Source organism: Streptomyces sp. NPDC058812 (assembly GCF_042744565.1).
GTDB lineage: Bacteria > Actinomycetota > Actinomycetes > Streptomycetales > Streptomycetaceae > Streptomyces > Streptomyces thinghirensis.
Map to the genome: position 1 here is coordinate 448,588 of NZ_JBHYOB010000002.1, position 15,007 is coordinate 463,594.

A 15,007-nucleotide genomic window follows, 5' to 3' on the forward strand; every position below is an offset into this window, starting at 1 on the left:
TCCAAGGGTTTTCCCTCGCCCCGGTGAATTACGTAAAGGTTTAGATTATGTAACGGCGGGGGGGCGGGGGCGGTCACGCCCACCGCGCCCTCGCCTTTGGTCGATCAGAGAACCCGGGAGTGGCCGCCGGCCTTCTTGCGCCAGCCGTGCCGGGAGGGTTCGTAGCTCCTGCGCATGATGGCCACGGACGCGACCAGGGCCGCGGCCGCCGAAGGCAGGAACAGCAGCACTCCGACGACGGCGGACGTCACCGTGGCCACCAGGCCCGAGGTCAGGACCAGCCGCTCGATGACCAGGACCTCGTGCGCGCGCAGGCCGACCAGGCGGGGTATGGGACGCGGACTGCGGAAGAGCATGCCCGCGGAGACCACCGCCATGACCACGGCGACGGCGAGGAAGCCCGCGTACGTGGGGGAGAAGACGTCGTCGAGGGTCAGTGGATACCAGATCGCCAGGCTCACCCACGCCACGTCGAAGCTCAGCATCAGCCACAGCGAAGCTGTGTCCCCGTGGCGTACGGGGAATGTCCCGTACCCGCCGGCGCGGTCGCCCTCGCGGTCGCAGATCGCGCCCACGACATTGGACCCCGAGTCGTGGAGCCAGAAGATCAGAGCCAGCGGCAGAAGCTCAGGTTGCAGATCCGGGCCGGTGGCCAGGGTGCCCATCACGAAGGCCATCGCGGTCACGCCCCCACGGCTGACGTTCCCCAGCACGCCGTGGGACTTGAGGCTGGCGTTGTAGGCGACACCGAGCCCCAGCGTGACGAAGACGACGACGACGTTCAGGGGGTTGAGGACCGCGGCGACGACCAGCCCGAGCAGCACGTTGATCACCATGCCGAGGAACGCGCCGCGCGCGGTCACCCGCCCCGACGGCACGGGACGCTGGGGCTTGGAGGTCGCGTCGAGGTCGCGGTCGAAGTAGTCGCCCCCGTACATCGCGGCGAGCCAGCCGAAGGTGGGCGCCAGCCAGGCACCGACGATCCGCCACAGGGCAGGGTCGTCCGAACCGAACAACGCGCCTGCCACGCCCACGAGACCCGCGTAGGAGAACAGATCGAGTCGCCAGATCTCGATGTGGGCGAGAAGCCGCTCCTTGAGACCGAACCGTCCGGCGGGCGGGCCACCGCGCACGCTGTTCGACCGGAGGGGTGGGTTCGCCTGTGTCATGCGTTGGTGCCCTTCTCTACCAGGACCGAGCAGTCGGGAAGGCCGCCTGGCCGTTCGTTCGGGCCGGTGCCGCCGTGTGCGGCGCCCGGAACGGCGCGAGGAGCCGGGGCGAAGCGATGAGGTGGGTGTGGCCGCGGGCTCAACGCGTCGCGGCCCCAAGGGGCTTGCGCAGCAGCCGGGAGATGCGGTCGACAACCAGGATCAGGAGCAGCACGGCGATGAGCAGCGTGGCGAGTTCCTCGTAGCGGAACAGCGAGAGCGAGATTCCGAGGGCCTGTCCGATGCCGCCCGCACCGACGAATCCGACCACGGTCGAGCTGCGGATGTTGCACTCCCACTGGTAGAGCAGCAGCGAGATGATCCCGCTGCGGCTCTGCGGAAGGATCGCGAGCAGCATGGTGGCAGTTCGAGAGGCGCCGGTCAGGCGCATGGCCTCCACGGGCGCGGGGTCGACCGCCTCCATCTGCTCCGAACACAGCTTGGCGAGCAGCCCCGCGGCGTGCAGCGCCACCGCGTACACGCCGGCGGCCGGCCCGAGACCGACCGTCGCCACGAACAGCAGCGCCCACAGCAGTTCGGGTACGCCCCGCAGGAACGCGGCCACGACACGCGCGCCGCTGACGCACCAGCGCGGAGCCCCGACATTGCCCGCGATGAGCGCGGCGAGGGGCAGACCCATCACGGCGCCCAGGCAGAGCGCGGTGATCGAGATCTGAAGTGTCTCCAGCGTTGCTGTCAGAACCGCCGACAGCAGATCGGCGCTGAAGTCGGGAGGAAAGAGACCGTTCAGCAGCCGGCCGGCCCCCTCCCGGCCCGCGACGAGCGAACTCACTCCGACGTCGGTGCCGTGCACCGACCAGGCGATGACGAGCACGGTGGCGGCGACAAGTGCCCAGCGCAGAAGGCGTCTGCCCGGGGGCCGCTCCTCGGAGGAGAGCTCCGGGTGGAGGTCCGTCTTCCGGTCACTCGGGGGACGGGGTGGCGGAGGGCTGGTGAGTACGTGAAGGTTCAGGCGCATGCGGGTTCCTCGGCGGCGGCGTAGATCCGGTCGAGAACGTCCTGGCCGGGAGGCGGGCCGTCGTAGGTGACACGCCCTTCGCGCAGGGCGACGACACGGTCCAAGCGATTGGCCACGGCGAGGTCATGGGTCGCCATCACTACGGTGCGAGAGCCTTCGAGGATGCCGTCGATCACGATCGACGTGTTTCTGGGGTCCAGCCCGGAGGTCGGTTCGTCGGCGAGCAGGAGGGACGGGTGGTTCATCAGTGCCCTCACCAAGGCCACTCGCTGCCGCTGCCCGCCGGAGAGGTTCTTCACCTGTGAGGTGAGGCAGGAGGTGATGCCGTAGCGTTCGGCCAGCGTCGCCAGATCCTCGTTGTACCGTCTGGGCGTTCTGCCCCTCATGACGGACAGCCAGTCACCGAGCCGCCATGCGGGAGTCGTCGCCATCAGCGCGTTGGTGCGTCCACTGATCCCGGATACCAGGTCGTCACGCTGCCGGACGCATCCGGTGCGCCGACGCAGCCAGGAGACTTCGTCCACTGTGCCGAAAGGATTCCGCCCGCCAAGGCGCACGTCGCCGGCGGCGGGGCGGACGGCGCCGAGAAATAACCGCAGCAGGCTGGTCTTGCCGGACCCGGAGGGCCCGAGCAGGGCTACCCGCTCGCCTTCCTCGATGACGAGGTCGACATCGTCCAGGACGCGGGTTCTGGGTTGATCGAATTCGATGACGATGTTGCGCAGCACGATGTCCACGTGGCTCAAGCCTCCATGGGCGCGTCGGCAGAATCCGGACGACCGCACCGATCAGCGGTCGAGGCAGTGCGAGCAGGCTGAAGCAGCCGCTGTACAGGAGTGCTCATCCCTGTCCCTCTGTGGGTGCGGGCAGATCGCTGTGCGGGTGCTGACCAGGGAGGGCTGGAACCTATCATCTAAAGATAACGAGAGTAAAGGAGCTTTGGGACGCGGGTAGACATGCTCAGGTGGGGCGGAAAACGGAATTGCTGACTCCGAGATGGGGTCGGTCGACGGCGGCACTGTATCTGCCGTGTAACCCAAAAGTTGATCAAAACACGGTCTTCTCGCGGCCTGAACCCACTGCTAGGCTCCAGCCGCTGGCTAGGGAGATCCAATCCATGTGAAGGGATCCGTAACGGGGGCAAGAATCGCCTGGTCCTTGGGGGGTGCGCCATTCGGCGTTTGCCCTCCTTTGAGCTGCCAGTAACATCCCGTTTGGGTTCCGCCTTGAAAGCGGAGACGAACGATGAAGCGACTCATGGCGGGGCTCCTCGTCCTGCTCATTTCCGCAACGCTGAGTGCCTGTTCATCGGCCGACGATGCGCCGAAGAACGCAATGGGAGTACCGAAGACCCTCCGTGTGGGGATCATTCCCAATGTCTCCCCGGACAAGCAGAAAGCCCAGTACGAACCGTTCGCCGGCTACCTTTCCGACCGGCTGGACGTCAAGGTCGAGCTGTTCGTCGCGAGTGACTACGCCGGCGTCGTCGAGGCCCTGGCCTCGAAGCACGTGGACATCGCCTACTTGGGCGGGCTCACCTACGTGCAGGCGGAACGGCAGGTGGACCTCACCCCGCTGGTGACGGAGGTGGACAAGGACACCGGCACCCGGGAGTACGAGTCGGCCATCGTCGTCAAGCAGGACTCCGATGCCCGGTCCGTCAAGGACTTGCTCGACAGCGAGGCGTCCTTCGCCTTCGGCGACATCAGCTCGACCTCGGGCAGCCTTTACCCCCGGATGATGCTCGTCGACGCCGGCGCCGACTGCGACGATCGGTCCCTGACCTCGTGTGCTCCGCTGTCGAAGGTCACCTTCGCCGGTGGGCACGACGCCGTGGCCCAGGCGGTCGCGAGCGGCAGCGCCGACGCCGGCGGACTCGAACTTCGCATCCTGCGCCGGCTGGAGGCGGACGGTTCGGTGACCGAGGGGGCGCTGCGCGTCGTGGAGTCCCGGCGTGTCATGGGCTACCCCTGGGTCGCGCGCGGCGCCCTGGGCGAGAAGGCCATAGGGGAGATCCGGGCGGCCTTCGAGTCGGTGTCCGACCCCGAGCTCCTCGACCTGATGAGGGCCCGCAAGTACGCGGCGGTCACCTCCGCCGACTATGCGGACGTCCGAGCGGGCGCGGAGAGGCTCGGACTGGTCACGGGCTAGACACGGCCGGTCGACTGGGCCGGCCGCGCCAGTCCGGGCCGCGGTCCGTTCCGGCGCCCGGGCGACGTGCGCCGTAGCCCCGGCGCCCGCCCCGCAACCGCACGGGGCGGCTCCCGCCGCGCCGTGCCACGTGCGACTTACCTGCAGGGAAGGCGGAATTGTGCCTATCTTTGAGACCGAATGCCTCGTCACGCCGGCCGATATGGAGCAGGCGCTGCGCAGTGATGTCGCGTGCGGACTGTCCGGAATGCCCAAGGAAGTTCCTCCCAAGTGGTTCTATGACGAAAAGGGGAGCGAACTGTTCGACGAGATCACCAGGCTGGACGAGTACTACCCGACGCGACGTGAACGAGCGATCCTCACCAAGTACGCGGAAGACATAGCGAAATCCTCTGGAGCTGTCACCCTGATGGAGTTGGGGGCCGGATCCGGAGACAAGACGCGCACGCTTCTGGACGCGCTCATCTGTGAGGGAACACTTCAGTCGTACGTGCCGGTGGACGTGAGCCGGGAATTTCTTCTGGACTCGGCGGCGAAGATCGCTGCTGATTATTCCGAGCTCCGAATTCATGCTGTGGCGGCCGACCATGATCGGCATCTGGCCCTGCTTCCGCACGGGGAACGGTGCCTGATCGCGTTTTTGGGCAGCACGATCGGCAACATGGCGCCCCAGGAGCGGGCACGGTTCCTGGGTGGACTGAGAAGGATCATGGGTCCTGACGACTCGCTGCTGTTGGGGGTCGACCTGGTGAAGGACCGCTCGCGGCTGGTGAGGGCGTATGACGACGTCCGGGGCGTGACGGCGGCCTTCAATCTGAACCTGCTGTCCGTCCTCAACCGCGGGCTGGGCGCCGACTTCGATCCCGCGAAGTTCCGCCACGTCGCAGTATGGGACGACGTGCACGAACGCATCGAGATGCGTCTGCGTTCCACCTGCGATCAGACCGTCGTCCTGCGGGACCTGGGCCTGGAGGTCTCGTTCGCGGTCGGCGAGGAGATGCGTACCGAGATCTCTTCGAAGTTCCGACGTCCCGGTGTGCAGCGGGAGTTGGCCGCAGCGGGGCTCGAGCTCGCGCATTGGTGGGTGGATCCGGACGGCGACTACGCACTCTGTCTCGCCCGCCCCGTCCGGCGCGCGAGTTCCGCTCTGTTGTGATCGGAAAGGGCTGTCGCGATCGCCCGAGAGGTCCTATCATCCAAAAAGTTCTAGACAAGTAGAGTAGTTCGTCTGGTCCGTCCTGCGCGTTGGCCTGGAGGAGCCCCCTGTGGCCCGTTTCGGAATGATCATCGATCTGAACACCTGTATCGGCTGTCACGCGTGTTCGGTGGCCTGCAAGAACGAGTTCGACGTCCCGCTGGGGGTGTTCCGGGACACCGTCAAGTATGTCGAGGAAGGCGAGTATCCGAAGGCGACGCGTCACTTCATCCCGGTGCTGTGCAACCAGTGCGAGGACGCGCCCTGCCTCAACGCCTGCCCGACGGACGCGATCACCCGCAAGCCGAACGGCGAGGTGGTGATCGAGGAAGGCGACTGCAACCTCAACCGCTTCTGCATGGCGGCATGCCCGTACGACGCCATTTACGAGGATCCTCAGACCAAGACCGCGAGCAAGTGCACCTTCTGTGAGCATCGCACGTCGCAGGGCGGCCAGCCGGCCTGTGTGGAGGCCTGCCCGACCGGCTGCCGGATCTTCGGTGATCTGGACGACCCGGACAGCGAGATCTCCGTCAAGGCCCGGCAGCACGAGCTGGACGTGTGGAAGCCCGAGGCGAACACGCGCCCCAAGGTGTTCTACGTGGACCCGCGCCGGGCACTGCCGCTGATCGCGGTCGACGGAGTCCAGGTCGACTCGGGTGCGGACCTCGAGGGACGGTGAGAATGCCGACGCAGCTGGCACAGGTGGCGCCGATGGCGGACTCCCCCTGGGGAGGGCTGCTCGCGGTGTACTTCGCGATGATCGGTGTGCCCAGCGGGCTCACGCTGGCGGTGTGGTGGCACCGCCAGCGTTGTCCGACCGCGGCGCTGACGTTGGACTGGCGGGCGGGCTGGGCAAGCCTCGGCCTGCTCGCCGCCGCCGGGACGCTGCTGACGATCGACCTCGGCCGGCCCGAACGGTTCACCCTGATGCTCACGGAGTTCGGCAACTGGAACTCCCCGATCTCGCTCGGCGCGAAGATCATCGCCTTGAAGGTCTTCCTTCTGGGTGTGGCTCTTTACATGCTGTCGCGCAGGCGCGCTGCCTCCGCGGGTGCCGCCGCGCCGCTTCCGGCACGAGGTGCGACTCGGCAGCTGGAACGCGCGGTGACGTGGCTGCTGGTGGCCAGCAGTATCGCGCTGGCGATCTACCCGGTGGCCGTGCTGGCACGCACGTGGGTCTCCCCGCTGGCCGGTACGAGCGGCTCCGCTCTGCTGTTCCTCGTCACGTCACTGCTGATGGGCTACGCCGTCGTCGAGCTCATCGCCACGGGCATCGAACCGCAGGGCAACCAGGACGCCGGACGCCGGAGCGTGATGCTCCTGCTCCTGATGACCTTCGGCGCGGCGATGGTGTTCACCGCGGTGTCGGAACCCGTTGGACCGGCACGTGAGTCACTCGATGCCGTCCTGCGCGGAGATTGGATGCTCCTGTTCTACGGCGGTGTCCTCGGCATCGGCCTCGCCGTGCCGGTCCTGGTGCTGCTCCTGGCGCGACGTAGGCGGGTGGCCCGAATGCTCGGCGCCGTCGCTGTCCTGGTCGGCTCCTGCCTCGCGCGCTTTCTCGTTTTTACGGCCTGAACCACGGGGGGACATCGTGACAACCGAAACAGGGTCCGCCGACATGGAGACATCGGACACATCGTCCACGCCTGATGAGGCTTGCTGGGAACTGGACCGGCGGGACTTGCTGCGGCTGAGCGCGGCGGCCGGCCTGGCCCTGGGGGGACTCGGGGCAGTGGCGATCATTCGTGAGCCGGGCTCGGCAGCGGTCCCCGCGGCTGACGAGCGGAAGGTGCGCACCGTCGCCTCCATGTGCCAGATGTGCACGACAGCCTGCGGCATCATCGGGCATGTCGCAGACGGACGGCTGCTGAAGGTCACCGGCAACTTTGAGGACCCCAACAGTCAGGGCGCCGTCTGCGCCAAGGGAGTCGCGGGACCGTCGGTCCTCTACGACCCCTATCGGCTGCTGTATCCGCTGCGGCGAGTCGGCGAACGCGGCTCGGGCAAGTGGCGGCGGATTACCTGGGACGAGGCGTACGCCGAGATCGGCGATCGGCTGAGGGAGATCCGCGAGCGAGGGAAACCCGAGGAGTTCGCCTTCCAGCAGGGACGCAACCGGTCCACCGACATCGTGGCCCGGTTCCTGAACGCTTATGGAACCCCCTCCCACTTCAACCATCGTGCCCTGTGCTCGTCGAATCGCCGAGCGGCGATCGCCACCACAATCGGCGAATCGGACTGGGACCTCGGCGACTTCGAGAACAGCCGGTTCGTCCTGAACTTCGGGGCGAACTGGGCCGAGGCCCACCAAGGCCATATCCCCGTGGCCATCCGCATGATGCGGGCCCGGCAGAAGGGCGCGAAGCTCGTAACCTTCGAGACTCGACTGTCCAACACGGCCGCTCTGTCGGACGAATGGTTCTGTGTCAAGCCCGGTACCGACGGGCTGATCGCGCTGGCCATGGCGCATGTCATCTGCAGCGAGGGCCTGTGGGACCGCAAGTGGCTGGACACATGGTCGAACCCTCCGGCTGAGAAGATCGCCGAGCACGTCAGCGGCTACACACCCGAGTTCGCGGAGCGGGAGAGCGGGGTGCCGGCCGCGGACATCAGACGGATCGCCCGGGAATTCGCCGCTGCGGCTCCCCAATGCACCACGATCTGCAACCGCGGTTCGCAGTCGCATCGCAACGGCTACTACAACGACCGGGCCATCACCATGCTCAACGCCCTGGTCGGGAATATGGGCAAGCCGGGTGGTTGGTGCTGGCATCCCAAGTCCGCGTGGGACAAGGACCTGCTGCCTGAGCCGGGGCCCGTACCGGACAAGCCCACGGCCAGGAGCGTCATCGCCGAGGCCAAGGACTGGCCGCTGGCCAACGCCTTCAAGGGCAAGAAGATGAAGGTGGGTCAGATCGTCTATCCCTGGATCAAGGAGCGCAGACAGAAGATCTCCGCCCTGATGACCTACAACGCCGACACCGCGTGGTCGTTCCCGGAATCCCGGCTCGTCCGCTCCGTCCTGGCGGACGAAGAACTCATCCCCTTTCACGTCTGCATCGATGTGATGTACTCCGACACCGGGCGTCTGGCGGACATCATTCTGCCGTGGGCCACCTACCTCGAACGATGGGACATCGACGCCCGGCCACCCCAGGGGCTGGTCGACTACGTCGGTCTGCGTCAGCCTGTGGTGCCGCCCCGCGGCGAGTCCAAGGACATCCGCGAGATCTTCCCGGAACTTGCCCGTCGTATCGGGGGAGGGATGGAGAAGTACTTCCCGTGGAAGACCGTCGAGAGCTACTTCGAGGAGTACTTCAAGCCGATCCCGGGCGGCTTCGCCACGATGCGGGCCAAGGGCATCTGGCTGGACCCGACGAAGAAGCCCCTCTACGAGCCGCACATGAAACGGCTCACCCCCGAGGAACTCGAGGGTGCCCGAGAGGACCCGAGAACGGGCATCCTCTACAAGGGGACTGACGAAGACGGCGCTCCCGAGGCCATCGGCATCATGGTCGAAGGAGTCGCCCGCAGAGGATTCCTCACCCCGTCCCGGAAGGTCGAGATACGTAGCGACTTCATCGTCGACAAGGGCAGAGAAGTCGACCGCAGGATCGAACCGCTACCGGTCTACGAGCCCATTCCCAGCCATCAACGCGACTTCCCTGACGACCACTTCGTCATGACCAGTTTCAAGATCAACGTGCACAACGCGCATCGGACCATGCAGTCCAAATGGCTCCAGGAGATCTCGCACACCAACCCCGCCCTGATCAACCGCCGTTCGGCGGAGAGACTCGGCATTCGCGACGGCGACTGGATCGAGGTGGAGAGCTTCCGGCCCGAGGACGCGGAAGTCCCGCGTGGCGACGGCAGCAAGGTCGCCACCCTGCAGACCAGAGTCCGGCTGACCGAAGGGGTCCATCCCCTCGTGGTGGCTATCGCGCACAACGCCGGCCGCGAGGTGGGCGGCGCCTACGCCACCAATGGAAAGGACCAGCAGGACAACCCGGGCTTCGCGAAGATCGCGGACGCGGACCTCGACCGGTTGTGGTGGGAGGGAGCCATCAGCGTTCCGCAGAACGACCTGCTCCCGGTCTATCCCGACCCGATCACCGGTGGCCAGGCCTACCACGACACCGTCGTACGGATCCGGAGGATCGAGCGATGATGAAGCCGGCACTGGCTGTGAGCGCCGAGCACGTGAGGGTGTACACCGCCGTGCTCCAATTGGCGGTGAGAGTTCTCTGCCGGGAGATCGACGCCCCATTGTACCGGCAGATGCAGGAGTCGGACCGGCGCATGGATCCCGGTGACGCCCCGCTGACCGACCCGGTCCTGGCCCTGCGCACCGAGACCGAGGCGCTCGAGGAACTGGCCGTGGAGTTCTGCAGGCTGTTCGTCGGTCCCCGACCGGTCTGCCCGCCGTACGCCTCCGAACAGCTCGGGGAGATCAAGGCGGGCGGGCGCGCGGCGCACGACATCGAGGCGTTCATGAGCAGACACGCCCTGCGGGCGGCTCTGCACGCTCAGGACGCCATCCTCGACAAGGACCATCTCGCGGTGGAGCTGGCGGTGCTGGCTCATTTGCTGCAGATGGCGGCCGGCGCCGTGACCGGCGAGCAGGCCCGCGCCGAGTCCTGGGCGGCCGCCCACGATCTGCTCCATCGGCACATCCTGCCTTGGGCTTGCGACTACCTGGGCCGTTTGGAGAACGCCGCCCGATGCGCCCCCTACACGACCGTTGCCCACCTGGCACGCAAGGTGCTGGAAGAAGCCGCGGACTGGCCGGCCGCCGCGCCGTCCTACGTAGCTCCTTGATCTCATGCAGAGGTGAGATTGTCATGCCGTCTTCTCGACCAGACAGTGCGGAACGACCATCCAGAAAGGACGTCCGGCGTGTCGACCGGGTGATCATCAGGTTCGCGGGGGACTCGGGTGACGGTATGCAGCTCACCGGTGACCGCTTCACCTCGGAGACGGCGTCCTTCGGCAACGACCTGTCGACGCTGCCGAACTTCCCCGCCGAGATCCGGGCGCCCGCCGGCACTCTCCCGGGCGTCTCCTCCTTCCAACTGCACTTCGCCGACCACGACATCCTCACGCCGGGCGACGCGCCGAACGTGTTGGTGGCGATGAATCCGGCCGCGCTGAAGGCGAATGTAGGAGATCTGCCGCGCGGCGCGGAGATCATCGTCAACACGGACGAGTTCACCAAACGGGCCATGCAGAAGATCGGCTACGCCGGATCGCCGCTGGAGGACGGTTCCCTGGACGGCTATCGGCTGCATGCGGTCCCTCTGACGACGCTGACGGTGGAGGCCCTGAAGGGCTTCGACCTCACCCGCAAGGAGGCCGAGCGCAGCAAGAACATGTTCGCGCTTGGCCTCTTGTCATGGATGTACCACCGGCCGACGGAGGGCACGGAGAAGTTCCTGAAGTCGAAGTTCGCGAAGAAGCCGGAAATCGCGGCGGCCAACATCGCCGCGTTCCGCGCGGGCTGGAACTTCGGCGAGACGACCGAGGACTTCGCGGTCTCCTACGAGGTGGCGCCGGCAGCTCAGGCCTTCCGCGCCGGGGCCTACCGCAACATCTCCGGGAACCTGGCGCTGGCCTACGGGCTGATCGCGGCATCCCGCCAGGCGGATCTGCCGTTGTTCCTGGGCTCGTACCCGATCACCCCGGCCTCCGACATCCTGCACGAGCTGTCGAAGCACAAGAATTTCGGTGTGCGGACCTTCCAGGCCGAGGACGAGATCGCCGCGGTGGGCGCGGCCCTCGGCGCGGCCTTCGGCGGTTCGCTGGCCGTGACCACGACCTCAGGGCCGGGTGTGGCGCTGAAGTCGGAGACCATCGGGCTCGCGGTGTCGTTGGAGCTGCCGCTGCTGGTGGTGGACATCCAGCGCGGCGGGCCGTCGACGGGTCTGCCGACCAAGACCGAGCAGGCCGACCTGCTCCAGGCGATGTACGGCCGCAACGGCGAGGCGCCGGTGCCGGTGATCGCGCCGCGCACCCCCGCGGACTGCTTCGACGCGGCCCTGGAGGCGGCCCGGATCGCGCTGACCTACCGCACGCCGGTGTTCCTGCTTTCCGACGGCTACCTCGCCAACGGCTCCGAGCCGTGGCGGATCCCCGAGCTTGACGAGCTGCCTGACCTTCAGGTGCAGTTCGCGCAGGGACCCAACCACACCCTCGAGGACGGCTCGGAGGTGTTCTGGCCGTACAAGCGCGACCCGCAGACGCTGGCCCGTCCCTGGGCGGTGCCGGGCACACCGGGGCTGGAGCACCGGATCGGCGGCATCGAGAAGCAGGACGGCACCGGGAACATCTCCTACGACCCCGCCAACCACGACCTCATGGTCCGCACCCGGCAGGCCAAGGTCGACGGCATCGAGGTGCCGGACGTGGAGGTCGACGACCCGACCGGTGCGACGACGCTGGTGCTGGGCTGGGGATCGACGTACGGACCGATCACCGCGGCGGTACGGCGGCTGCGCGCGGCCGGGTACGAGATCGCGCAGGCCCATCTGCGCCACCTCAACCCCTTCCCGAAGAACCTCGGTGAGGTGGTCCTGAAGGGCTACGACCGTGTCGTCGTCCCCGAGATGAACCTCGGCCAGCTCGCCGGCCTGATCCGGGCCGAGTACCTCGTGGACGCGCACTCGTACAACCAGGTCAATGGCATGCCGTTCAAGGCGGAGCAGCTCGCCAAGGCCCTGAAGGAGGCCATCGAACGATGAGTGAGGCCCTGAACCTGGTCACCAAGGCCGAGGCCAAGCAGTCCATGAAGGACTTCAAGTCCGATCAGGAGGTGCGCTGGTGTCCCGGCTGCGGTGACTACGCGATTCTCGCCGCGGTCCAGGGCTTCATGCCGGAGCTGGGCCTGGCCCGCGAGAACATCGTCTTCGTCTCCGGCATCGGCTGTTCGTCCCGCTTCCCGTACTACATGAACACGTACGGCATGCACTCCATCCACGGCCGCGCCCCCGCGATCGCGACGGGCCTGGCCGCGAGCAGACGCGACCTGAGCGTGTGGGTGGTGACCGGTGACGGTGACGCGCTCTCGATCGGCGGCAATCACCTCATCCACGCCCTGCGCCGCAATGTGAACCTCAAGATCCTGCTGTTCAACAACCGAATCTACGGCCTGACCAAGGGCCAGTACTCTCCCACCTCCGAGGTCGGGAAGATCACCAAGTCGACGCCGATGGGGTCGCTGGACGCGCCCTTCAACCCGGTGTCGCTGGCGCTCGGCGCGGAGGCGTCCTTCGTGGCCCGCACCATCGACTCCGACCGCAAGCACCTGACCGAGGTGCTGCGCCAGGCCGCCGCCCACCCGGGCACGGCACTGATCGAGATCTACCAGAACTGCAACATCTTCAACGACGGCGCCTTCGACGCCCTCAAGGACAAGGACTCGGTCGAGGAGGCGGTGATCCGGCTCGAGCACGGGCAGCCGATCCGCTTCGGCGCCGGCCTCGCCAAGGGTGTCGTACGGGATCCGGTGACCGGTGATCTGAAGGTGGTCGCGGTGACACCGAAGAATGAGGCGGACGTGCTGGTCCACGACGCCCACGCCGCGCTCCCGATCACCGCGTTCGCGCTCTCCCGCCTCGCCGTCCCCGACACCCTGCACCACACGCCCATCGGTGTGCTGCGCGCGGTGGAACGGCCGGTCTACGGCGACCAGATGTCCGAGCAGCTCGATACGGCCATCGAACAGAACGGCAAGGGCGACCTGACCGCCCTGCTGGCCGGCGGCGACACCTGGACGGTGGCGGTAACGCCGAGGCGGCCGGCTCGAGGCAAGGGGCGACTGGATGGCTGAGGCAACGCCGTTGTCCGACCCGCACACGCTCTTCGACCCAGGTGAGGGCCGCCGAGACCTCGTGATCCTAGGTTCAACGGGTTCCATCGGCACCCAGGCGGTCGATTTGGTCCTGTCCCATCCCGAGCGTTTTCGGGTGACGGCACTGTCGGCAGCAGGTGGCCGGGTCGAACTGCTGGCCCATCAGGCGAGGCTGCTCCGTGTGGACGCGGTCGCCGTGGCCCGGCAGAACACAGCAGGCCGGCTTCGCGACGCACTGCAAGCGGCGTACGGGACGGAGCCCCTACCCGAAATCCTCGCCGGACCACATGCGGCGAGCGAGTTGGCAGCTTCGCGCTGCCACACGGTGCTGAACGGCATCACCGGTTCCATAGGACTCGGGCCGACTCTCGCGGCCCTGGAGGCGGGGCGAACTCTCGCACTGGCCAACAAGGAGTCCTTGATCGTGGGCGGGCCGCTGGTGAAGGCCCTGGCGAAGCCGGGGCAGGTCATTCCGGTCGACTCCGAGCATGCCGCGCTGTTCCAGGCACTGAGGGCAGGGGCGCGTTCCGATGTGCGCAGGCTGGTGCTGACCGCCTCCGGCGGGCCCTTCCGGGGCCGTTCGAAGAAGGAGCTGGCCCACGTCACGCCGGAGCAGACGCTGGCTCACCCCACCTGGGCCATGGGTCCGGTCATCACGGTCAACAGTGCCACGCTCGTGAACAAGGGCATCGAGGTGATCGAGGCCCACCTCCTCTACGACATTCCGTTCCACGACATCGAGGTCGTTGTCCATCCTCAGTCGTACGTGCACTCGATGGTGGAGTTCGTCGACGGTTCGACTCTTGCCCAGGCGTCTCCACCGGACATGCGAGGCCCAATCGGTCTCGGCATCGGCTGGCCTGAGCGAATCCCGGGGGCGGCTCCGGTCATCGACTGGTCTTCCGCGACAGCCTGGGAGTTCTTTCCACTCGACGACGAGGCGTTCCCGGCCGTACGGCTCGCCCGACAGGTAGGGGAGTCGGGCGGGACTGCGCCCGCGGTCCTCAACGCCGCCAACGAGGAATGTGTCTCGTCCTTCCTTCAAGGAAGGCTGCCGTTCAACGGCATTGTGGAGACAGTCGCGGAGATCGTGGCGGAACACGGAAGGCCCCGGAGCGGAGAGACCTTGACCCTGGAAGACGTGCTCGAGGCGGAGGTGTGGGCACGGCGACGTGCGCGTTCACGGATCGCGGTCATGCGGCGCCCTGGTCCTGTGACCGCGCTCGCCCAGGGGAGGCGTGAGTGATGACCGAACCCCTGAGCGGGACGGAAATGCCCTTGGCGGAGCGAGAGGACGCCGTTGCCGCGGCGACGGGCTTCCTGGAGCGCTTGGCCCAGCGGCTCGGCGGCAGTGCTTCTGCCTCGACCGTGTTCGGCACGCCTGTTGAAGCGAACGGGGTGACGGTGGTGCCAGTGGCACGGGTCGCCTTCGGTTTCGGCGGCGGTGCGGGGCGGGAGAGGGACGCGGCCAAGCACGGCGAGGGCGGGGGAGGCGGTGGCGGCGCCTCGGCGACGCCCATCGGATTCATCGGCCTAGGACCTGTGGTCCAGGGCGATCGGCCGATGGCCGCGCGAGAGCCTGATACTTAGGCTGCTGAGCAGGAATCGGCAGCTCAGGA

13 protein-coding genes are annotated in these 15,007 nt (G+C 67.2%); 10 read left to right on the forward strand and 3 right to left on the reverse strand.

All coding sequences use genetic code 11. From position 1 onward, the window contains the following. Positions 1-104: 104 nt before the first annotated feature. From ACFW48_RS06100 to ACFW48_RS06110, 3 genes are all read right to left on the reverse strand, one after another. On the reverse strand, positions 105-1,169 hold the full coding sequence (locus tag ACFW48_RS06100; RefSeq protein WP_386310871.1) for a UbiA family prenyltransferase: 1,065 nt from the start codon (positions 1,167-1,169) through the stop codon (positions 105-107). 139 nt (positions 1,170-1,308) lie between these two features. Then, positions 1,309-2,187 carry a phosphonate ABC transporter, permease protein PhnE gene (phnE, locus tag ACFW48_RS06105; RefSeq protein ID WP_386310872.1) on the reverse strand — a complete coding sequence of 293 codons (879 nt, stop codon included), beginning with the start codon at positions 2,185-2,187 and terminating at the stop codon, positions 1,309-1,311. After that, on the reverse strand, positions 2,178-2,924 hold the full coding sequence (locus ACFW48_RS06110) for an ATP-binding cassette domain-containing protein (protein WP_386310874.1): 747 nt from the start codon (positions 2,922-2,924) through the stop codon (positions 2,178-2,180). The genes phnE and ACFW48_RS06110 overlap by 10 nt, the downstream gene beginning before the upstream one ends. Positions 2,925-3,444: 520 nt before the next feature. Here ACFW48_RS06110 and phnD point away from each other — a divergent pair. The 10 genes from phnD to ACFW48_RS06160 all read left to right on the forward strand — a co-directional run bounded on the left by phnD (position 3,445) and on the right by ACFW48_RS06160 (position 14,978). Further along, entirely contained in the window at positions 3,445-4,338 is an 894-nt protein-coding gene (phnD, locus tag ACFW48_RS06115) for a phosphate/phosphite/phosphonate ABC transporter substrate-binding protein (RefSeq protein WP_386311123.1), read from the forward strand. A gap of 160 nt (positions 4,339-4,498) precedes the next feature. Then, positions 4,499-5,494: an L-histidine N(alpha)-methyltransferase gene (gene egtD / locus ACFW48_RS06120; protein ID WP_386310875.1), complete on the forward strand. Its 996-nt coding sequence runs from the start codon at positions 4,499-4,501 to the stop codon at positions 5,492-5,494. A gap of 109 nt (positions 5,495-5,603) precedes the next feature. Further along, positions 5,604-6,215, forward strand: coding sequence for a 4Fe-4S dicluster domain-containing protein (locus tag ACFW48_RS06125; RefSeq protein ID WP_386310876.1), 612 nt, complete (start codon positions 5,604-5,606; stop codon positions 6,213-6,215). A gap of 2 nt (positions 6,216-6,217) precedes the next feature. Continuing rightward, on the forward strand, positions 6,218-7,114 hold the full coding sequence (nrfD, locus tag ACFW48_RS06130) for an NrfD/PsrC family molybdoenzyme membrane anchor subunit (protein WP_386310878.1): 897 nt from the start codon (positions 6,218-6,220) through the stop codon (positions 7,112-7,114). A gap of 43 nt (positions 7,115-7,157) precedes the next feature. Further along, on the forward strand, positions 7,158-9,710 hold the full coding sequence (locus ACFW48_RS06135; protein ID WP_386310879.1) for a molybdopterin-dependent oxidoreductase: 2,553 nt from the start codon (positions 7,158-7,160) through the stop codon (positions 9,708-9,710). Continuing rightward, positions 9,707-10,360 (forward strand): molecular chaperone, encoded by a 654-nt coding sequence (locus ACFW48_RS06140; protein ID WP_386310880.1) that lies wholly within the window; start codon positions 9,707-9,709, stop codon positions 10,358-10,360. The genes ACFW48_RS06135 and ACFW48_RS06140 overlap by 4 nt, the downstream gene beginning before the upstream one ends. Before the next feature lie 23 nt (positions 10,361-10,383). After that, positions 10,384-12,279 (forward strand): 2-oxoacid:acceptor oxidoreductase subunit alpha, encoded by a 1,896-nt coding sequence (locus ACFW48_RS06145; protein WP_386310882.1) that lies wholly within the window; start codon positions 10,384-10,386, stop codon positions 12,277-12,279. Beyond that, the gene (locus tag ACFW48_RS06150; RefSeq protein WP_386310883.1) at positions 12,276-13,367 is read left to right on the forward strand and encodes a 2-oxoacid:ferredoxin oxidoreductase subunit beta; all 1,092 of its coding nucleotides are present in this window, start codon (positions 12,276-12,278) and stop codon (positions 13,365-13,367) included. Before ACFW48_RS06145 ends, ACFW48_RS06150 begins: the two co-directional genes overlap by 4 nt. Next, positions 13,360-14,634 carry a 1-deoxy-D-xylulose-5-phosphate reductoisomerase gene (gene dxr, locus ACFW48_RS06155; RefSeq protein ID WP_386310884.1) on the forward strand — a complete coding sequence of 425 codons (1,275 nt, stop codon included), beginning with the start codon at positions 13,360-13,362 and terminating at the stop codon, positions 14,632-14,634. The genes ACFW48_RS06150 and dxr overlap by 8 nt, the downstream gene beginning before the upstream one ends. Continuing rightward, positions 14,634-14,978, forward strand: a complete 345-nt coding sequence (locus ACFW48_RS06160; protein WP_386310886.1) for a spore germination protein GerW family protein — start codon at positions 14,634-14,636, stop codon at positions 14,976-14,978. Before dxr ends, ACFW48_RS06160 begins: the two co-directional genes overlap by 1 nt. Positions 14,979-15,007: the final 29 nt, after the last annotated feature.